Raw genomic sequence first — 17,140 nt, 5'->3', positions numbered from 1 at the left:
GAAATGCTCAGTAAATGATTATTCTTCGGATGCCGGAGCTTCCTTTGCCTGCTCCTTCATCTGGCTTAAATTATCAGCAATGGCATCGATAACACCGTTTTCGATACATTCCTTTGCCTGACGGATTGCATTTTTGATCGCTTTAGCGTCCGAGCTTCCATGTGCCTTGATAACAGTCTTGGAAATACCCAGAAGCGGTGCACCGCCGTACTCGCTGTAATCGAGCTTGGATTTAAACTCGCTGATTCCGTCCTTTAACATGAGCGCAGCGATTTTGGTTTTGGTCGAGCGCATCAGCATACCTTTGAGCTGGTGAGAGAAGAATTTTGCCATTCCCTCAATGAGCTTGAGCACCACATTTCCGGTAAAACCGTCGCATACTGCAACGTCACAATCTCCCATTGGCAGACCTCTTGCTTCCACGTTGCCGATAAAGTGAATCGGTGCGTGGGAAAGCTTCTGATATGCTTCGCGGTGAAGGTCAAGGCCTTTGCTCTCCTCGGTACCGATGTTGATTAAGCCGACTCTTGGAGAAGCCACGCCCATAATCTTATTCATGTACACGCTGCCCATCATACCAAACTGCAGCAGCATATCGCTGTTTACCTCGGCATTTGCGCCGGAGTCAATCAGCATAAAGCAGCCTGTTTCGTTTGGGATGACGGTCGGAATTGCGGTGCGGCGAACACCCTTGATTCGTTTGATAATCAGGGATGCACCCACTACCAGAGCACCTGTGCTGCCAGCTGAAAGGAATGCGTCTGCTTTTCCTTCCTTGAGTGCGCGCAGTCCTGCCGCCATCGAGCAGTTTTCATACTCTTTGAGCAGAGTGGTCGGGTCAGCTTCCACCGGAATCATTCCCTCAGCATCGATAATCTCGATGTCCGAGATATCCAGTCCGTTTTCCTTTGCGCACGCTGCAATGCTGTTCCGTTCTCCTGACAGCAGCACCTGCACACCATATTCCTGCTGCGCCATCTTGGCGCCCTTTATCATCTCAAGCGGTGCATTGTCGCCGCCAAAAGCATCCACGATAATTTTCATGGTCATAACCCCTCTCTGCTATTTTGATTTGCGCCTGTCCCAAAATCTTATTGGTCCAGCGCTTCCAGATATTCTTTCAGATGGGAAAGTCCTCTCTCTGCAATTTTTTCATATCGCAGGGTTTTGTCCTTCACACGTTCCGGCCATGGCGGCAAGATTCCCATGTTTGCACCCATTGGCTGGAAATCATGAAGCGATCCATCCGCAATATAACGGGAGAGAGCACCCAGCATGCAGTCCGCCGGCAGAAGCAGCGGTTCTTTTCCAAGAATTGCCCTTGCCATATTTTTTCCAGCAAGGATGCCGGATGCCGCCGATTCCACATATCCTTCCACGCCGGTCATCTGACCTGCAAAGTAGATATCCGGATGTTCTTTCATACAAAATGCCGATGTCAGAAGCTTCGGCGAATTTAAGAAGGTGTTGCGGTGCATGACACCATAGCGGACAAACTCTGCATGTTCCAGTCCCGGAATCAGGGAGAATACACGTTTCTGTTCTGGGAACTTGAGGTTTGTCTGGAAGCCAACCAGATTATAAAGGGTTCCTTCCCTGTTTTCTGCACGCAGCTGAACCACTGCCCATGGACGGCGTCCAGTATTCGGATCGGTCAGTCCCACCGGTTTAAGCGGCCCATAACGCAGGGTATCTGCTCCGCGCTTTGCCATTACCTCTACCGGCATGCAGCCTTCATATACCTTAAATTCCTGTTTCTCAAATTCGTGAAGATCTGCCGACTGGGCATTGATCAGTTCATTGTAAAACAGCTCATACTGTTCTTTGTCCATCGGGCAGTTGATATAGTCGTCTTCGCCCCTGCCATAGCGAGCAGCAAAGAATACTTTGTCCTGATCGAGCGACTCAAAGGTCACAATCGGTGCTGCCGCATCAAAGAAGGAAAGATATTCCTCACCGCATAATTTCGCGATGCTCTGCGCAAGGTGGGACTCGGTCAACGGTCCACTTGCGATAATCACCTTTCCCTGCGGAATCTCATCCACCCGTTCATGAATTACGGTGATGAGCGGATGGGCGTTGATTTTTTCGGTGATGTAATCGGAAAATTTTTCTCGGTCCACTGCCAAAGCCCCGCCAGCGGAAACATCGGTGTGTGCCGCTGCTTCCATCGTGATGGAGCCTAAAATACGCATCTCTTCCTTGAGCATTCCTGCCGCAGAACCGATGCGGGCAGCCTTGAGGGAGTTGGAGCAGATCAGCTCTGCAAATCCCTGATATTTATGTGCAGGGCTGTAGCAGTGCGGCTTCATCTCATAAAGCTTTACCGGGACACCGGCATTTGCCAGTGTCCAAGCCGCCTCACAGCCTGCCAGTCCGGCTCCGATAACCGAAACCGGTGTGTTGGTGTTCTGTTGTGTCATAAGGGGTCTTTACTCCTTTTCGTAGCCGCAGCCTTCCTTTAAGCAGTGCAGCTTTCCGCCTCTGCCGGCCTTCTGGAAGAGGGTCGAACCGCAGTTCGGGCATTTCTCCGCTACCGGTTTGTCCCAGGTCATGAACGGGCACTGTGGATTGTGTTCACATCCAAAATAGGTTTTACCCTTCTTGGACTTTTTCGCGTGAATCTTTCCGCCACATATCGGACAGCTTCCCGGTGTTTCCTGGACGATTTTTTTGGTGTTCTTACATTCCGGATATCCCGGGCAGGCAAGGAACTTTCCAAAGCGTCCCATCTTGATGACCATGTTTCTGCCGCAGTTTTCGCAGATGACATCGGTCACTTCGTCCGGAACTTCCAGCTTCATGCCTTCCATCTTCTTCTCTGCTTCGGTGAGGTTCTTTTCAAACTCGGTGTAGAAGGTGGAGAGGGTCTGTACCCAGTCTGCAGTTCCTTCCTCCACCTTATCCAGATTGGTCTCCATCTCTGCGGTAAAGTCCACGTTTACAATCGAGCTGAACTCTTCTTCCATCAGCTTGGTAGTCACCTCTCCTAACTGGGTCGGAACCAGGCTCTTGGATTCGCGCTCCACATAGCCGCGCTGAATAACCGTTGTGATGGTCGGTGCATAGGTACTTGGACGGCCGATACCGTTTTCTTCCAGTGCCTTGATAATCGAAGCCTCGGTATAGCGTGCCGGAGGCTGGGTGAAATGCTGATTTTTCTCCAGATCGTTGAGGTTTAAAGTTTCACCCTGCAAAAGTTCCGGCAGAGCTGGGCTTTTTTCTTCTGGAATATCTTTGGATTCTTCGTATAATACGGTAAATCCGTCAAAACGAACCGAATAGCCGGAGGATTTAAAGGAATAGTCGCCGCAGTCGATGGTTGCGGATACGGTATCCAGCAGAGCATCCGCCATCTGGCTTGCGGTAAAGCGTTCCCAAACCAGTTTGTACAGTTTATACTGATCCAGTGTCAGCGATTCCTTCACCTGCTCTGGTGTCATCGAAGGCATGGTTGGACGGATTGCTTCGTGCGCGTCCTGAGTATTTCCTTTTTTCTTATAAACACGAGGGCTCTCCGGCAGATATTCTGCACCGTATTTTCCGGTAATATATTCTCTTGCTCCCTGAACTGCTTCTTCCGAGATACGGAGCGAGTCGGTTCTCATGTAGGTAATCAAACCCACAGCACCCAGTTTTGGCAGATCGATACCTTCATACAGTTCCTGTGCTGCCTTCATGGTGCGTTTTGCCTGGAATCCCAAGCGGCGGGAAGCTTCCTGCTGCAAGGTAGATGTAATAAACGGCGGAGCAGGAACCTTTTTCTTCACGCCTTTTTTGATTTCGGAGATAACAAAGTCCTTGTTTTCCAGTTCAGAAAGGATCTGCTGTGCTTTTTCCTCGTTTGGAATTTCCACTTTTTCTCCCTGATAAGAGGTCAGTTTTGCAGGGAACTGCTTTTTGGAGCGGCTGGTGGAAAGTTTTGCGTCGATGGTCCAGTACTCTTCCTGCTTAAATGCCTGGATTTCCCGCTCACGGTCTACAATCAATTTTACGACAACCGACTGTACACGACCTGCGGAAAGTCCCGGTTTTACTGTTTTCCACAGGAAAGGACTGAGCTTATAGCCTACCAGACGGTCGAGCACACGGCGGGTCTGCTGCGCGTTAACTAAATTAACATCGATGTGGCGTGGTGCAGCCATTCCGTTTTTGACACCGCTTTTGGTGATCTCATTGAAGGTCACGCGGTTTTCCTGATTATTGTCCAGACCCAGCATGTTGGAAAGATGCCAGGAGATTGCTTCACCCTCGCGGTCAGGGTCAGTTGCGAGATAGACAAAACTTGATTTTTTCGCCTTTTTCTTGAGCTCATTTCTCAGCTCACCCTTGCCGCGGATATCAATGTATTCCGGCTTAAATCCGTTTTCGATGTCAACACCCAATCTGGATTTTGGCAGGTCACGGATGTGTCCCATCGATGCCATAACCTCATATCCCTTGCCCAGATATTTCTGGATGGTCTTTGCCTTGGCCGGGGACTCCACAATAACCAGTTTTGGTGCAGCAGCTTTCTTGGTTGTTGCTGCTTTCTTTTTGGTTGTTGTCTTTTTCGCTGCTGTTGTTGTTTTCTTTGCAGCAGTTTTCTTCGTTGTATCCTTTTTAGAGGAAGCTTTGACCGCTGTTGCTTTGGTCTTTTTTTCTGCGGTCTGCTCCACTTTTTCGTTTACCATTCAAACCTCCACTTCTTTCTCCTGCACTGGTTTTCCTCAGAAGAAAATTGGAATCTGTGTCTTGCTTACTTCAGGCTGAACATTCTTCCCGGATAGACCCTGATCGGATCGGGAACCCCGATCTCAAACAAAATCGATGTCAGTTCTCCCACGCTCATCTGACAGCGCTGTGCCAGCTCTTCAAGCGGCTGAGGCTGTTTTGTGAGCATTCCATACACCTTTTTTTGCTGTTCGGTCATGCTTTCGGTCAAGCTGTTCTCTTCCTGCTGTTCTGCCTGATCTATCGTCAAAGGCCTTGCATTTGCAGGCACTTGTGATGTCCTGTTTTGAATTGGAAGCGATTTTAAAATCTCTTCCGGTGCAATTTCTTCCTTATGCCGATTGGTTAAGGTTAAAAACTCTGTTAAAAGCTTTTCTTTTTCCCTCTTCCATTCTGCCGATTCAACATCCGGATTGATCTGTTTTTCATCAGATCCCCGGTAAATTCTCTCTGTTTTTGGCAGAGTATGCGCTGCGTGCTCATCCTCTCTTTGGAAAGGATGCACGTCATGCACTGTCTTTTCTTTTTCCTGTATTGTTTTTTCCTCTATTTTTTGTACTTTTGCTGTTTCCTTCTGGGCCTCCAGAGCAATCTGTCTGGAAAGGCGCTGTGCAAATGGGTATGCTACATCCTGTGCACTGATTGCCGGAATCGCTCCGTCCCGAATCAGTCCCAGTGTTCCCGCACCGTTTCGATCATAAATTCCAAACGGCACTGCAAACACATCCTTGCCCTGTTCCAGAGCACAGGAAGCTGTAATGAGTGCACCGCTTCTTGCCGGCGCTTCCACCACCAAAACTCCCTGAGACAATCCCGCGATGAGTCGATTGCGAACCGGAAAATATTTTCCGTTGACCGAAACTGCCGGCGCAAGCTCAGATAAAACGGTTCCGCCCTGACGCAAAATTTGTTCCCGCAGTCCTGCAGTCTGTGCAGGATAGGTGTAATCAAGCCCGCAGCCAAGTACCGCAACAGTCTTTCCGTGAACACTCAAAGTTGACTGGTGAGCACAGGCATCAATGCCCATGGCAAGACCACTGACAATCACCAACCCCATCTGGGCAAGTTTCCGTGACAGGTCTCCTGCTGCCCGAACACCATAATCACTTGGATTTCTGGTGCCAACCACCGCCAGAACCGGAAGGGTTTCCATCATTCCAAGCAGCCGGGTATCGCCCTGTACATAGAGCACAAGCGGCGGATCACACAGAGACAACAGTTGCCGGGGATAATCCTGATCCTCAATGCTGAGAACCGAATAGCCGCGTTCATTGCAGCGGTCCAGAATCTTCTGTGCGCTTTGCAGTGGAAAGGACTTGAGCTTTTTGCAAACTTCTGCCGAAAACAGCTCCATCTGAAGCAGTTCCTGCAAACTCATCGCGCATAACTTCTGTGGATCAAGCTGATGCTCGACTACTGCCTGCGCTGCCGGGCTTGCCGTTCCAAGACCCTGTGAGAGCCAGATCCAATAAAGTTCCCGCGTCATGCTGCCCTCTCCTTCCCGTCTGCTCTTCGATTTACTTTCTGCACATCTCCCAGATCGCTACTGTCGCTGCCACCGCTGCATTGAGCGATTCTGCCTTGCCCGCCATCGGAATAATCATCGGTGCTGTGCACGCTTCGATCATTTCATCGGTCAGGCCGTTGCCTTCATTTCCGATTACAACAGCACTCGGGGCATCAAAGCCAATCTGTGTAATTGGAACACTGTTTTGCTTGAGTGCTGCCGCATATACCGAAATACCTTCTTTTCTCATGGAAAAGATCTCATTTTTCAGGTCATCGGTCACCAGAATCGGCATGCGGAACACACCGCCCATGGTTGCGCGGAGCGTTTTGGGTGCATAAAGATCCGGACAGTCCGCACTCATCACAATCAGATCTACCCCAAACGCTTCTGCGGTTCGGATGATCGTTCCGATGTTGCCGGGGTCCTGTAAGGAAGAGAGCACCACAACCCGATTCCTCTTTATTGTAGCAAGCCTTTCCCGATTGTCAAGTATTTCAAATGTACAGAACAGTCCCTGCGGTGTCTGGGTATCTGAAAGTTTATCAGCAATTTCATCGGTAATCAGGTAAATTTCCTGACTTTGAGAAAGCAGCTCCCTGCCGTCTTCCCTTTGTTCAAGCTGGGAATATACCGCCTGTGTCAGGAAGGTCTGCAATGGTATTCTGCCGCTTTTTACCGCATCCATACAAAGACGCAGCCCTTCGGTCAAAAACAGACCTTTTTCCCGGCGTGCTTTTTTGGACTGTACCAGCTTTGCCGCTTCTTTAATTTTGGGGTTGTCCTTCGAAGTGATTGTCTGCATCCTGTCCATTCCTTTAAATCTTAAAATATCCAATTAACAAAATACGCCCGTTGTCATACGACCCGGGCGTTTTGTTCTAAATTAGAGAGCTGCTTTTGCTTTTTCAACAAGAGCGGTAAATGCTGCTGCATCATGAATAGCGATTTCGGACAGCATTTTTCTGTTCAGATCAATGCCGGCTTTCTTCAAACCATTGATGAATACAGAGTAAGAAACGTTGTTTGCACGGCAAGCTGCAGAGATTCTGGTGATCCAAAGTCTTCTGAAGTCACGTTTTTTCTGTTTACGGCCGATGTAAGCATAGTTACCGGATTTGTAAACAGCCTGTTTAGCCATCTTAAAATGTCTGGATTTGCTGCCAAAGTAGCCTTTAGCCAGTTTCAGAACTTTCTTTCTTCTTTTGCGAGTCATCATCGCGCCCTTAACTCGAGCCATGTCTATATCCCTCCGTGTAGGTTGTTTTGGTCAATTATGCGTATGGCAGCAGATGTTTGATAGCTGCTACGTTGGTCTTGTCAGCGTAAGTTGCTTTTCTCAGGCCTCTTTTACGTTTTGTTGTTTTGCGGCCGTTGTTGAGCAGGTGACGTTTGAACGCATGAGCGCGTTTTACTTTACCGTTTTTGGTCAATTTAAAACGTTTTTTTGCTCCAGTATGTGTTTTGAGCTTTGGCATTGTTGTTTCCTCCTTATTGTTGCTTTGCAGGTATCAGGATTATTCCTGATCTTCTGCCTTTGTTTCCTCCGCAGGCTTTTCTGCCGGTTTTTCAGAAACCGGTTTCTCGGTTTGCTTTGCAGTTGTTTTAGATGCCGGTTTTGCGGAGATGAACATAATCAGGCTGCGTCCTTCCATTTTTGGAAGTTTATCAATGACTCCAACATCCGCACAAGCATCTGCAAACCGTTTAATGGTAGCGTTGCCAAGTTCCGGATGAGCCATCTCACGTCCGCGGAAACGAATTGCAACTTTTACGCGGTCGCCGTGTTCCAAAAACTTCTTGGCCTGGTTGACCTTTGTTTCAAAGTCATGTGTATCGATCTTCAGAGAAAGTCTGATCTCTTTGATCTCTACGGTTTTCTGCTTTTTCTTTGCTTCTTTCTCGCGTTTTGCTTGTTCAAAGCGGTACTTGCCGTAATTCATGATCTTGCATACCGGCGGTACTGCTTTTGGAGAAATGTTGACTAAATCAAGATTTTCTCTCTGCGCAATCTGCAAAGCTTCTTTCGAGCTCATGATGCCCAGCGGATTGCCGTCCGGACCGATTACGCGGATTTCCTTTTCTCTGATTTCCTCATTGATAGGCATTTCCTTTTTGCTAATGGTAAAGCACCTCCAAAGCACCTCAAATAAATGAAAGCGCAGACGTATTCCGCCTGCGCTGATAAGGTCACATTGAATCTGCCCGAAGATCGAGCTGATAATCAAAGTATTGACCTGGCTGCACCCTTTGTGAGCCGGTGAGAACGGAATGTTGTTCTGCTTTGTTTTCGTAGAATACTTTACCACGTTTTGTCTGCTTTGTCAACAGTTTTTTTATCTGTTTTTGCATTTTGCCAAAAAGCACAACAAAGCGGCAAAGTTTTTCCTTTTTGTTTGTGGACCTTTTTCAAAAAAGGCTTTACAAAACGATCTCTCTGCCCTGATACAGCGAATAGATGATCTGTTCCTTGATTGGTTTTGGCGTAATTTTTCCAAGCATTTTTGCGTACAAACGCATCTGCTTTTCATAACGCTCTGCCAAAACAGCGGGATTTGCCACATGGTCTGTCTTAAAATCAACCAGTACAAATCCGTCCTCTTCCTCAAACAGAAGGTCAGCGATACCCTGTACCGTGACAAGGTGAGACCCGATGTTTGGAATCACGCTTTCCAGTTCCTCTTTTCCCAGCTGTCCCTGGAACGCAAACTCCCGGCGCACATGGGAAGAAAGACTGATCCTCTTAAAAAGTCCTGACTGATAATAACATAAAACTGCCTTTCGGTCAATGCTTTGTGCCTGATTCTGGGTCAGATAACCTTCCCGTACCAGACGCTCAAGCTCTCCTTCCAGATCATGTTCTGCTGCTTTGTGGTCAGCACAGCTCATAAAGGTATGCAGCGCTGTTCCTTTTTGGGCTGCTGAGAGCGCTCCTTCCTCCTTCTTTAGAAAGGAAGGCTCCCTGGAAAACGGAACATCCTGATGCTCGCCGTGTACAACCTGCGAAACCGAAAGTTTGGTGACAATCTCTCTTGCCTGTTTGTCCGGATAAGGATCGGTACAGCATTCCCGGATTTTCTCAATCAACCTCTGATCCGGTTTTTGCGTAAATAAAAGTTCTTCCCCTGTGTTCTGTTCCTCGGTCCCATTTACCTTTGCAACCACCGGAACAAAGCGGCACTCCGGATAAGTCACCACATCTTCGGGCATGCAGCCAAGTTCCATACACAGTTTGGTAAAGTTTGGATGGAACACAAGGCTCATCAAAATCCAGTCGGCATAGCTTGCAGCGCCTCGTGCAACGTATGGGGAAATCTTCTGTCGTTCGGTTAAAGCGCTGGTGTAGCTCGAAAGTTTTTTGTCCAGCTGATTCTGCACCGAGGTCACGATCAGTTTTTCCTTAGCACGGGTAAGCGCCACATACAAAATGCGCATCTCTTCCGAAAGCATCGAACGTTCCAGCTCCAGCCTCAGAGCCTCCATCGGAACGGTTGGATACTGCTTACGGGTGACAAAATCTCTGGCACAGCAGGCAAATCCCAGCTGGGAGTGTAAAAGCATATTGCTGCGCAGATCCTGCGTATTAAACTTCTTTGCCGTATCGCACAAAAATACCACCGGAAACTCCAGCCCTTTGGAATGGTGGATACTCATAATCCTTACCGCATTCGAACGATCGGTAACCGAGCTTGCACACGCCCAGTCTTCCCCGCGGCTCTGCATTTTATCCACAAAACGTAAAAATCCTGCAATTCCTTTTTGTCCACCCGCTTCATATTCCTGTGCATATTCGATCAGTAGCCTGAGATTTGCTTTTCGGGTTTGTCCATACTTCATGGCAAGCACCAGATCCCACAGTCCGGTTTTTTCAATCAGCTGCTGAATCAGGCGGTGTGCCGGACTTGCCGAAGCAATCAGCCGAAGCTCGGAAAAGGATTGCAGGAATTTTTGACAAAGTTCCTGACGCTGTGCTTCCTGTTCTGTCAGATCCTCGGGATTTGCCGCGGCGATCGCCTGACAGTTTTGATACAGGTGTGATGAACGGTCCTTCATCCGCACCACTGCCATATCATCTGCGGAAAATCCATAGACCGGTGACATCATCGCTGCAGTGAGGTGAATGTCGATCAGGGGATTATCTACCGCCCGCAGGATGGAAAGGGCGGTCGACACCTCCACTGTGTCCAAAAATCCCGCTTTCGAGTCGGTCCAAACCTCCACCCCGATGCGGGACAGTTCGTTTGCGTAGACCTCTGCCTTATTCTTCATCGAGCGCAGCAGGATGCAGATATCCTTTGGCTGTACTGGGCGCAGTTCTCCGCCCTCGCTGACGGTAAATCCTTCATCCAGCATGGATTTAATCTTCTTTGCCACATAGGAAGCCTCTGCCAGCTGGTCAGAAAATTCTTCACTTTCATTCTCGATCAGGTGAATTTCGGTCGCAGCATCCTCCTTTTGCGGGTAGGTTGCCGCCGCGGTCAGTGCTTCCTTATCATCGTAGTCGATTTCGCCCACTTCCCGACTCATCACCGACTGAAAGATAAAGTTGATGCAGTCGGTAACTTCGCTTCTAGAACGGAAGTTGTGAGAAAGAATGATTCTTGCCGGATAGTTTCTTTCATCATAATCGTGGAAGGTATTGCGCTTTTCAATGAAGATTTCCGGCATCGCCTGACGAAACCGATAGATACTCTGCTTAACATCTCCCACCATGAAGAGATTATCCTTTCGCGACACACTCTGAAAAATCATATCCTGCGTTGCGTTGGTGTCCTGATATTCATCAACCAGCACAAAGGCAAACTCCTGTGAAAGTTCTTGTGCAAGCGGTGTTTTTTTGCGCGTACCGTTTTCTTCTTTGACCAGTAGCTGCACTGCAAAATGTTCCAAATCCGAAAAGTCAAGCAGGCTTCTCACCTTCTTTGCCTGCATCAGCCTTCTGTCGTAATCGAGCACAAGCTCAAACAGCGTCTCGATTCTCGGACGAAGAAAACGAATATCCTCCGAAAAGCCTTCCTCATCCACACAGAACAGTTTCTCTGAAAGCTCCTTTAAGACTGCCTGCGCTGTTTTTCTCAGGCGCTGTACCAGTTCCTTTTTGCTGTCGTCCTCATAATTTCTCAGTGCTCCCAATCGCTCAAATTTTAATCCGGACAGCATATCACAGATATCGTCCCATTTTCCGTAGGAAAGTTCGCACAACAGACTCTCCACCTGCGACAGATCGCTCTCAAATGCGCTGATATAGGCCTTTTCCATGACAAGGTCGCCCTCCATCTCACAGATGGCGCGCTTAATCTGGCTCTGCGCATAGGCCGCCGCGTCCCTTGCGTAGGACAGGATGACCTTTCCCCACACAGTTTCTGCAACCGGGATAGTATCATCATACATCAGCAATTTTTCGTTTAACCAGTCCTGATAAAACGGATGGGAACGCACAAACGCATATAACCGCTTTAAGGTGTCCAGCAGCCCCTTGTCGTCCCGTCCGGAGGAAACCAGCTCCACCAGATCAGAAAAACGTCCGTCATTATCCTCATAGTTTTGTTCGATGGTTTCCTTTGCGATGTCCTCTTCCAAAAGCTTTATCTCGCTGTCGCTTCCCAGTCGAAAATCTGCCGGGATATCCAGCAGCTGAAAGTTTGCCCGCACTAAATCCAGACAGAAAGAGTGCACCGTACTGATATGTGCTGCCGAAAGTAATGTTCTCTGCCGCATCAGATAGCTGTCTGCGGGATTCTGGGCAATCAGTTCCGAAAGGCGGGAATGGATTCTCTGCCGCATCTCCTCTGCGGCTGCGTTGGAAAAGGTCACGACCAGTATCTTGTTTGCATCCACCGGATGCTCTCTGTCGGTGAGGATGTCGATTACCCTCTGTACCAGAACCGCTGTTTTTCCGCTTCCTGCTGCTGCCGAGACGAGCACGGTTCCTCCCCGGCAGGAAATTGCCTTTTGCTGGGCATCTGTCCATTTGGGCGCTGATTTATTCCCCATCCGTCCTCTCTCCTTTCTCTTCTTCTCTTAAGCAGGCAAAAAACTCCTCTTTTCCCAAAGCGGTCAGTTTTCTGCTCGCACCGTCCTGACCATGCTGGCAGATCGGCTTATAGTCACAGTACTGACAGGGCTCCATCCCAGAAGAGGATACCGGAAGAGCCTCAATCTTTCCATCCTGAAGATTTTTTGCCATTTCGGAAAGCACTAGCTCAATGTGGCGCTGAATCTGTCCCATCTGTTCTAAGGTTGCAAGGCTAGAGCGCGCGTCAAAGCTGCCATCGGCTTTTGTCTTGACCGGGATGAACACACCGGAAACCTTCTGCTCCATGCCAGCAACACAGGTTGGATCTTCCAGAACCAGACCGTTCATGCGGTAACGCTTGCGGTGCTCCTTCTCGATCTGTTCGTCACTGGTATCTCTGAAAGCTGTGATGATGTGATCCTTTGCCGGAAGGTAGAGTACCCCTGCCGGCAGACAGTTTGCCAGCTCCCCTGTTCCGTTTTTCCAGATGGAAAACAGGTAGATGAGCATCTGCAGATTAAGCCCGTAATAGACATCGTCCAACTGGAAATTCTTGCTGCCTGACTTATAATCGACTACCCGCACGTACTTCTTTCCGTCCTTTTCCATCAAATCCACGCGGTCCACAATTCCTTCCACGCTGACTCTGACACCGTTTTCCAGCATCAGCTCCAGCGGAGCAACCTCCCCGCCCTGACGGATTGGCAGCTCATAGCGGACCGGCTCAAACTCGCTTTGTGCAAATTCTGCCGCAAGCTGACGCAAAAGGCGGGTCAGTGTGATGCTCAAACGTTCAAACAGATAGTGAAAACGTTTACTCAAACTTTCACTGCGGCTGACGCGGTCTGCAAGAAACTGGTGCAGCAGCTGACGGACCTCCTGTTTGGTCTCATCCCAGGAAAGTTCTCCCAATCCCTTTCCTCCATGAGCTGACACCATTCGTTCCAGCACAAAATGGATGATGGTTCCCGACTGCATCGGGGAAATCTCCACCTTGCGGCGTGCCTGCAGATTAAGCCCGCCTGAACAGAAATAAGCAAACGGGCAGGTGAAGTACCGTTCGACCCTCGAAGGGGAAAGCCGCATCCGACTGCCAAACAGCATTCGGGAAATCTCCCTGTCCTGCATACGGAAGGCTCCTGCACGCAGCACCTTCATGACCTGTTCGATTTTCGGCGCATACTCTCCTTCCTTTAAATAGGCAAGCAATGAGGCGGTAAACGGGGAATCCTCATGGATATTGCGGCAGAGCGCCTCGAATGCGGTCTGTTCATTGACGATATAAAATTCCTCCGGCAAATCATGGGTAGATCGTTCACAGCCTGGGAACATTCTCAGCAGCGCTCCGATTGCCGGGGAATCCGGTGTTGGCTCTCCGGTGAGTTTTGCGGTGTGGCTGGTCACGACCAGATAATGGGATGGTGTACAGAGCGCAGAATACAGATAGTACTTTTCATAGGAATCAAGCTTGATGACCGAAGGGTTCAGCTGAATTCCGCTTTCCAGCAGACGGTCACGCTCCACCTCCGAAAACAGACCGTTTTCCGAAAGCTGAGGCGGAAATTCTCCCTGATTGACACCGATCACAATGGTGGCTTTCGGGCTGTTTGGACGCATACGGTCTGCACTTCCGATCGATACCTGATCCAGAGTGTTTGGAATTGAACCGATATCACTGCTGAGTGCTGCCATCAAAAACAGCTCTCGATGTTGCTCCAAAGAAAGCGGGATTTCCTGCAGCACATGGGCAAACACATCCAAAAGCTCCATCATAATATCCCATGCGCCGGCATTTAAACGTAAAGTCCGCTCCTCTTCCGCACTCTTTGCAATGTTCGAAACGGTCTGTTCGAGCCGCTCTTTTGCACCGCTGTCAGTCAGAAAATCGTACACTGCTTTTGCAAAACAAAGCCCATCTACCTTTGGAGCCTGTTCCTGACCGGAAAGACCGAGTGCATCCTGAAAATGTTTTAGCGGCGTCATGATTTCCTGCGCTGTCTGCCAGATTTCATCCAGCTCCATGCGGTCCTGTTCGGTAAAATCCTCTACCATGCCGCGCGGATTATTTTCAAAGTTTTCCTTTGAAAGCCACTGTCGGTGGTCGATTCCCCACAAGAAGCAGTAATTTTCCAGCTGGGAAGTCTTCACCGAATTCATTCCCATCAGCGGATTCTTTGCAAGGGAGAGCAGATACTGGGTATCAAAATTGCTCCGCAGCGCGTCCAGTGCAGAAAACACCAGCGAAAATACCGGGATGGACTGCACATCCTCCCGGAAATCAAAGAAGAACGGGATATTATATTTCGGGAAGATATCCTCGATTGCGGTCAGATAAGGGTCGATCTTTCTGGCAATGAGGGCAATCTGATTGTATGTAAGCCCCTGACTGCGCACCATGTTTACGATCTTCGCCGCAGCAAAGCGCACCTCTTCATACGGGTTTGGCGCATGCATCACCTCAACGTCCCCGTTCTCTCCTTCTCCCTGATATTCAGGCTGATGGATGCAGGGGAACCAGTGCTCCAGAAAAGAAAGTCGTTCTGAGGCAAAACGCCGTCCCTCTTTTAGGACAACTGGTGCCGCTACCGAAACACCTGCTTCCTTTGCACTGCGGATTAGCTTCATTGCGGTTTCCCTAGCAGTGTCAAAGGTCCCTTCCTCAAGATAAATTGCATCATCGTCCGAATCCGGTTCTTCTTTATCAGAATCATCCTGAGAAGTGCGGTTTGATAATCCATCAATTGGGAAAGTGATATACATGTTTTCGCACTCGGAAAGCATCCGCTGCATCAGGCGTTTTTCCCCTGCCATAAAAGTCATGAAGGAATCGATGAAGATGGTGTAGCCTCTAAAATATCCCTTGCCGGACATATTGTTTTCCAAAAGGTCACAGCAGGTGCGGATGCTGTCCTTTTCGTCCCGAAAACGGTTTGACAGAAGCGCCTGATAATATTCATAGATGGTGGACATCTCTTCGGTCTTCTTTGCCAGCTGGGGCAAGGCGGTCTGTTTGGAAAATTCTCGCAGCTTCTGCGGTGTCACGCCAGCATTTTTAAACTCATCCACCTGCCGGAGCATGGTAGAAACAAAGGCGGTATTGCGGGAAGGGCGAAGATAAAGATCCAGCTGATCCCTTGCCTGTCCCAGTGCCAGACTCATCAATATCTGGCGTGCAGGATCGGTGAGCACCTCTCCTGCCATCCCACCGCACTGCTGGAAAATATGGTGGCACAGGCGGGTGAAGCTATACACCTCCACCTGCATTGCAAGCTTTCCCTCACAGCGGGCATAGACTGCTTTTTCCATCTCGAAAGAAAACTGTTCCGGCACAATAAGCAGCACTCTGCCACCCTGTTTTGCCGTCTGTTCGACCTTGTCGAGAATCCATGTGGTTTTGCCGCTGCCGGCTCGTCCCAGAATCGGAATCAGCATATCGATCATCCTCCTTTTGCTGTTCTATTGTAACATATTCCGTCACTTTGGGCAAAACATAAATTTTCATCACAACATGCTAAGCAGCAGCCAGAAATATTTATCGTACAAAAAACCGTAGCGATTGGAAATCAGATTGTTTGCAAAGGTAATGCCCAGTGTGATGACAAAGAACATGGTTCCTTTTTCTCCTGCCAAAAGCATTTTTAATAGCCTTACTCCAATTGCAACCCAGACCAGAATCCCCAGCACAGCACCAATCAGCCCACTGTTTAACAGATCTGCCAGCACAAAACAGTGAGCAGACAAAAGGCTTCTGGATTCCGGTGCATAGGCTTCCAGCAGCTCTCTGTCGTCTGTCTTTTGATAAAGCAGGCGGTCATAACCAAACCCTTTTCCGGTTAGCTTTTCGGTCAAAGAAAAATCTGTATACTCCCGGATTGCCACCGACCAGATGATTTTTCGCTTGGACTCTCCGCCCCCCTGCGCAATCTGCTCATACCGTTCCAGAGCAGAACCATCCGAAATTCCGGTCACTTCCCTGTTTTCCAGTCTTGCCCTTTCTTCCATCCGCTCGTACTGCCAATCCAAATAAATCTGCATCAGTCCTGTCAGTACAATCACTCCCATCAGCACGGCTGCCCACTGCAAGACCGATTTCCAAGAAACGATTGCTTTCAAAGAATGTTTTCCTAAGCTATCTGTTTCCTCTTTCTTTATTTTTACCGCAGTATAAAGCATTGTCCAGACGAAAAAACACAACAAAAAAATGGTATTGCGCCTTGAGGAACTTAAAACTACCGCCGGCGCACAGACAAGCCACAAAAACAGCCGTTTTTTGCACAGAATATTTTCCTGTCGCGCTCCAATCAGAGTTTCTCCCGCAATCAATCCAAATAAAACAACCTGCGAAAACAGATTGTAGTCCAGTCTCAGCGACAGTCTTCTTCCATACAAAACCGGATACAACACCGGAAAAGAAATGTTGATAACCGAAAGTACTGCCGCTGTCATTGCAGATACGGCAAAAACAAACAACAGTGTTTTTCTTCTGTTATCCATTAAGAATTCCGAGCTTGTTCCTTTCTGCCGGTACCACAAAATCAGGATGGTAAAACAAACCATCAGAAAAACAACCTTGTACTTATCAAAAACTCCTTCCGGATAGATCGAATAGCCCAGGGTAACTATCTCCCATCCAAGATACAGCCCCAGAAAAATCCAAACCCAGCAAAGCCTTTTCAGCTCCTGTCCCAAAGTGCTTATCGTTTTTGGGAGCTGCATAAATAGTCTTCTTTCCTCAAACAAAAAAGAACCTGCCAGTAAAACAAGTGACAGCTCCATCAAATAAAAAGAAGACCCTGCTGCCAATTCATACAGCATTAGCCCCACACTGATTGGCAAAATCTTTTCCCAGACACACTTTGTCCGCACTGCTTTCCCTCCCAAACTGATGTTCGAAAAATTACCGT

General features: G+C 48.7%; 11 protein-coding genes. All 11 read right to left on the bottom strand.

Translation table 11 applies throughout. The features are described 5' to 3' along the window. Nucleotides 1–18: 18 nt before the first annotated feature. The 11 genes from plsX to BQ5375_RS09455 all read right to left on the bottom strand — a co-directional run bounded on the left by plsX (nucleotide 19) and on the right by BQ5375_RS09455 (nucleotide 17,102). Nucleotides 19–1,044: a phosphate acyltransferase PlsX gene (gene plsX, locus BQ5375_RS09505; protein WP_022132255.1), complete on the bottom strand. Its 1,026-nt coding sequence runs from the start codon at nucleotides 1,042–1,044 to the stop codon at nucleotides 19–21. A 47-nt stretch (nucleotides 1,045–1,091) separates the two neighbouring features. Further along, nucleotides 1,092–2,423 (bottom strand): methylenetetrahydrofolate--tRNA-(uracil(54)-C(5))-methyltransferase (FADH(2)-oxidizing) TrmFO, encoded by a 1,332-nt coding sequence (trmFO, locus tag BQ5375_RS09500; RefSeq protein WP_022132256.1) that lies wholly within the window; start codon nucleotides 2,421–2,423, stop codon nucleotides 1,092–1,094. Between the two features lie 9 nt (nucleotides 2,424–2,432). Continuing rightward, nucleotides 2,433–4,673, bottom strand: coding sequence for a type I DNA topoisomerase (gene topA / locus BQ5375_RS09495; RefSeq protein WP_083687582.1), 2,241 nt, complete (start codon nucleotides 4,671–4,673; stop codon nucleotides 2,433–2,435). A gap of 65 nt (nucleotides 4,674–4,738) precedes the next feature. Further along, nucleotides 4,739–6,199: a DNA-processing protein DprA gene (dprA, locus tag BQ5375_RS09490; RefSeq protein WP_076917769.1), complete on the bottom strand. Its 1,461-nt coding sequence runs from the start codon at nucleotides 6,197–6,199 to the stop codon at nucleotides 4,739–4,741. Between the two features lie 31 nt (nucleotides 6,200–6,230). Further along, nucleotides 6,231–7,025 carry a TrmH family RNA methyltransferase gene (locus tag BQ5375_RS09485; protein WP_022132259.1) on the bottom strand — a complete coding sequence of 265 codons (795 nt, stop codon included), beginning with the start codon at nucleotides 7,023–7,025 and terminating at the stop codon, nucleotides 6,231–6,233. 81 nt (nucleotides 7,026–7,106) lie between these two features. Beyond that, nucleotides 7,107–7,460: a 50S ribosomal protein L20 gene (rplT, locus tag BQ5375_RS09480; protein WP_022132260.1), complete on the bottom strand. Its 354-nt coding sequence runs from the start codon at nucleotides 7,458–7,460 to the stop codon at nucleotides 7,107–7,109. Nucleotides 7,461–7,494: 34 nt separating this feature from the next. Beyond that, entirely contained in the window at nucleotides 7,495–7,698 is a 204-nt protein-coding gene (gene rpmI, locus BQ5375_RS09475; RefSeq protein ID WP_022132261.1) for a 50S ribosomal protein L35, read from the bottom strand. A gap of 39 nt (nucleotides 7,699–7,737) precedes the next feature. Further along, nucleotides 7,738–8,328, bottom strand: a complete 591-nt coding sequence (gene infC, locus BQ5375_RS09470; RefSeq protein ID WP_076917768.1) for a translation initiation factor IF-3 — start codon at nucleotides 8,326–8,328, stop codon at nucleotides 7,738–7,740. Nucleotides 8,329–8,641: 313 nt separating this feature from the next. After that, nucleotides 8,642–12,214: a helicase-exonuclease AddAB subunit AddA gene (gene addA, locus BQ5375_RS09465; protein WP_076917767.1), complete on the bottom strand. Its 3,573-nt coding sequence runs from the start codon at nucleotides 12,212–12,214 to the stop codon at nucleotides 8,642–8,644. Beyond that, a complete protein-coding gene (locus tag BQ5375_RS09460; protein ID WP_076917766.1) occupies nucleotides 12,204–15,668 on the bottom strand; it encodes a PD-(D/E)XK nuclease family protein in 3,465 nt (1,154 codons plus the stop codon). Before BQ5375_RS09460 ends, addA begins: the two co-directional genes overlap by 11 nt. A gap of 69 nt (nucleotides 15,669–15,737) precedes the next feature. Next, entirely contained in the window at nucleotides 15,738–17,102 is a 1,365-nt protein-coding gene (locus tag BQ5375_RS09455) for an O-antigen ligase family protein (protein WP_022131567.1), read from the bottom strand. Nucleotides 17,103–17,140 lie beyond the last annotated feature (38 nt).

Source organism: Negativibacillus massiliensis (assembly GCF_900148495.1).
Lineage (GTDB): Bacteria > Bacillota > Clostridia > Oscillospirales > Ruminococcaceae > Negativibacillus > Negativibacillus massiliensis.
The sequence above is the reverse complement of the archived record's forward strand: the minus strand, read 5'-3'. Positions and strand labels throughout refer to the sequence as shown.

What these genes read in the sequence shown, in the direction of transcription:
- plsX (WP_022132255.1), bottom strand. Translation starts at nt 1,044, where the DNA reads ATGAAAATTATCGTGGATGCTTTTGGCGGCGACAATGCACCGCTTGAG.
- BQ5375_RS09460 (WP_076917766.1), bottom strand. Translation starts at nt 15,668, where the DNA reads ATGCTGATTCCGATTCTGGGACGAGCCGGCAGCGGCAAAACCACATGG.
- BQ5375_RS09485 (WP_022132259.1), bottom strand. Translation starts at nt 7,025, where the DNA reads ATGCAGACAATCACTTCGAAGGACAACCCCAAAATTAAAGAAGCGGCA.
- addA (WP_076917767.1), bottom strand. Translation starts at nt 12,214, where the DNA reads ATGGGGAATAAATCAGCGCCCAAATGGACAGATGCCCAGCAAAAGGCA.
- trmFO (WP_022132256.1), bottom strand. Translation starts at nt 2,423, where the DNA reads ATGACACAACAGAACACCAACACACCGGTTTCGGTTATCGGAGCCGGA.
- dprA (WP_076917769.1), bottom strand. Translation starts at nt 6,199, where the DNA reads ATGACGCGGGAACTTTATTGGATCTGGCTCTCACAGGGTCTTGGAACG.
- topA (WP_083687582.1), bottom strand. Translation starts at nt 4,673, where the DNA reads ATGGTAAACGAAAAAGTGGAGCAGACCGCAGAAAAAAAGACCAAAGCA.
- rpmI (WP_022132261.1), bottom strand. Translation starts at nt 7,698, where the DNA reads ATGCCAAAGCTCAAAACACATACTGGAGCAAAAAAACGTTTTAAATTG.
- rplT (WP_022132260.1), bottom strand. Translation starts at nt 7,460, where the DNA reads ATGGCTCGAGTTAAGGGCGCGATGATGACTCGCAAAAGAAGAAAGAAA.
- infC (WP_076917768.1), bottom strand. Translation starts at nt 8,328, where the DNA reads ATGCCTATCAATGAGGAAATCAGAGAAAAGGAAATCCGCGTAATCGGT.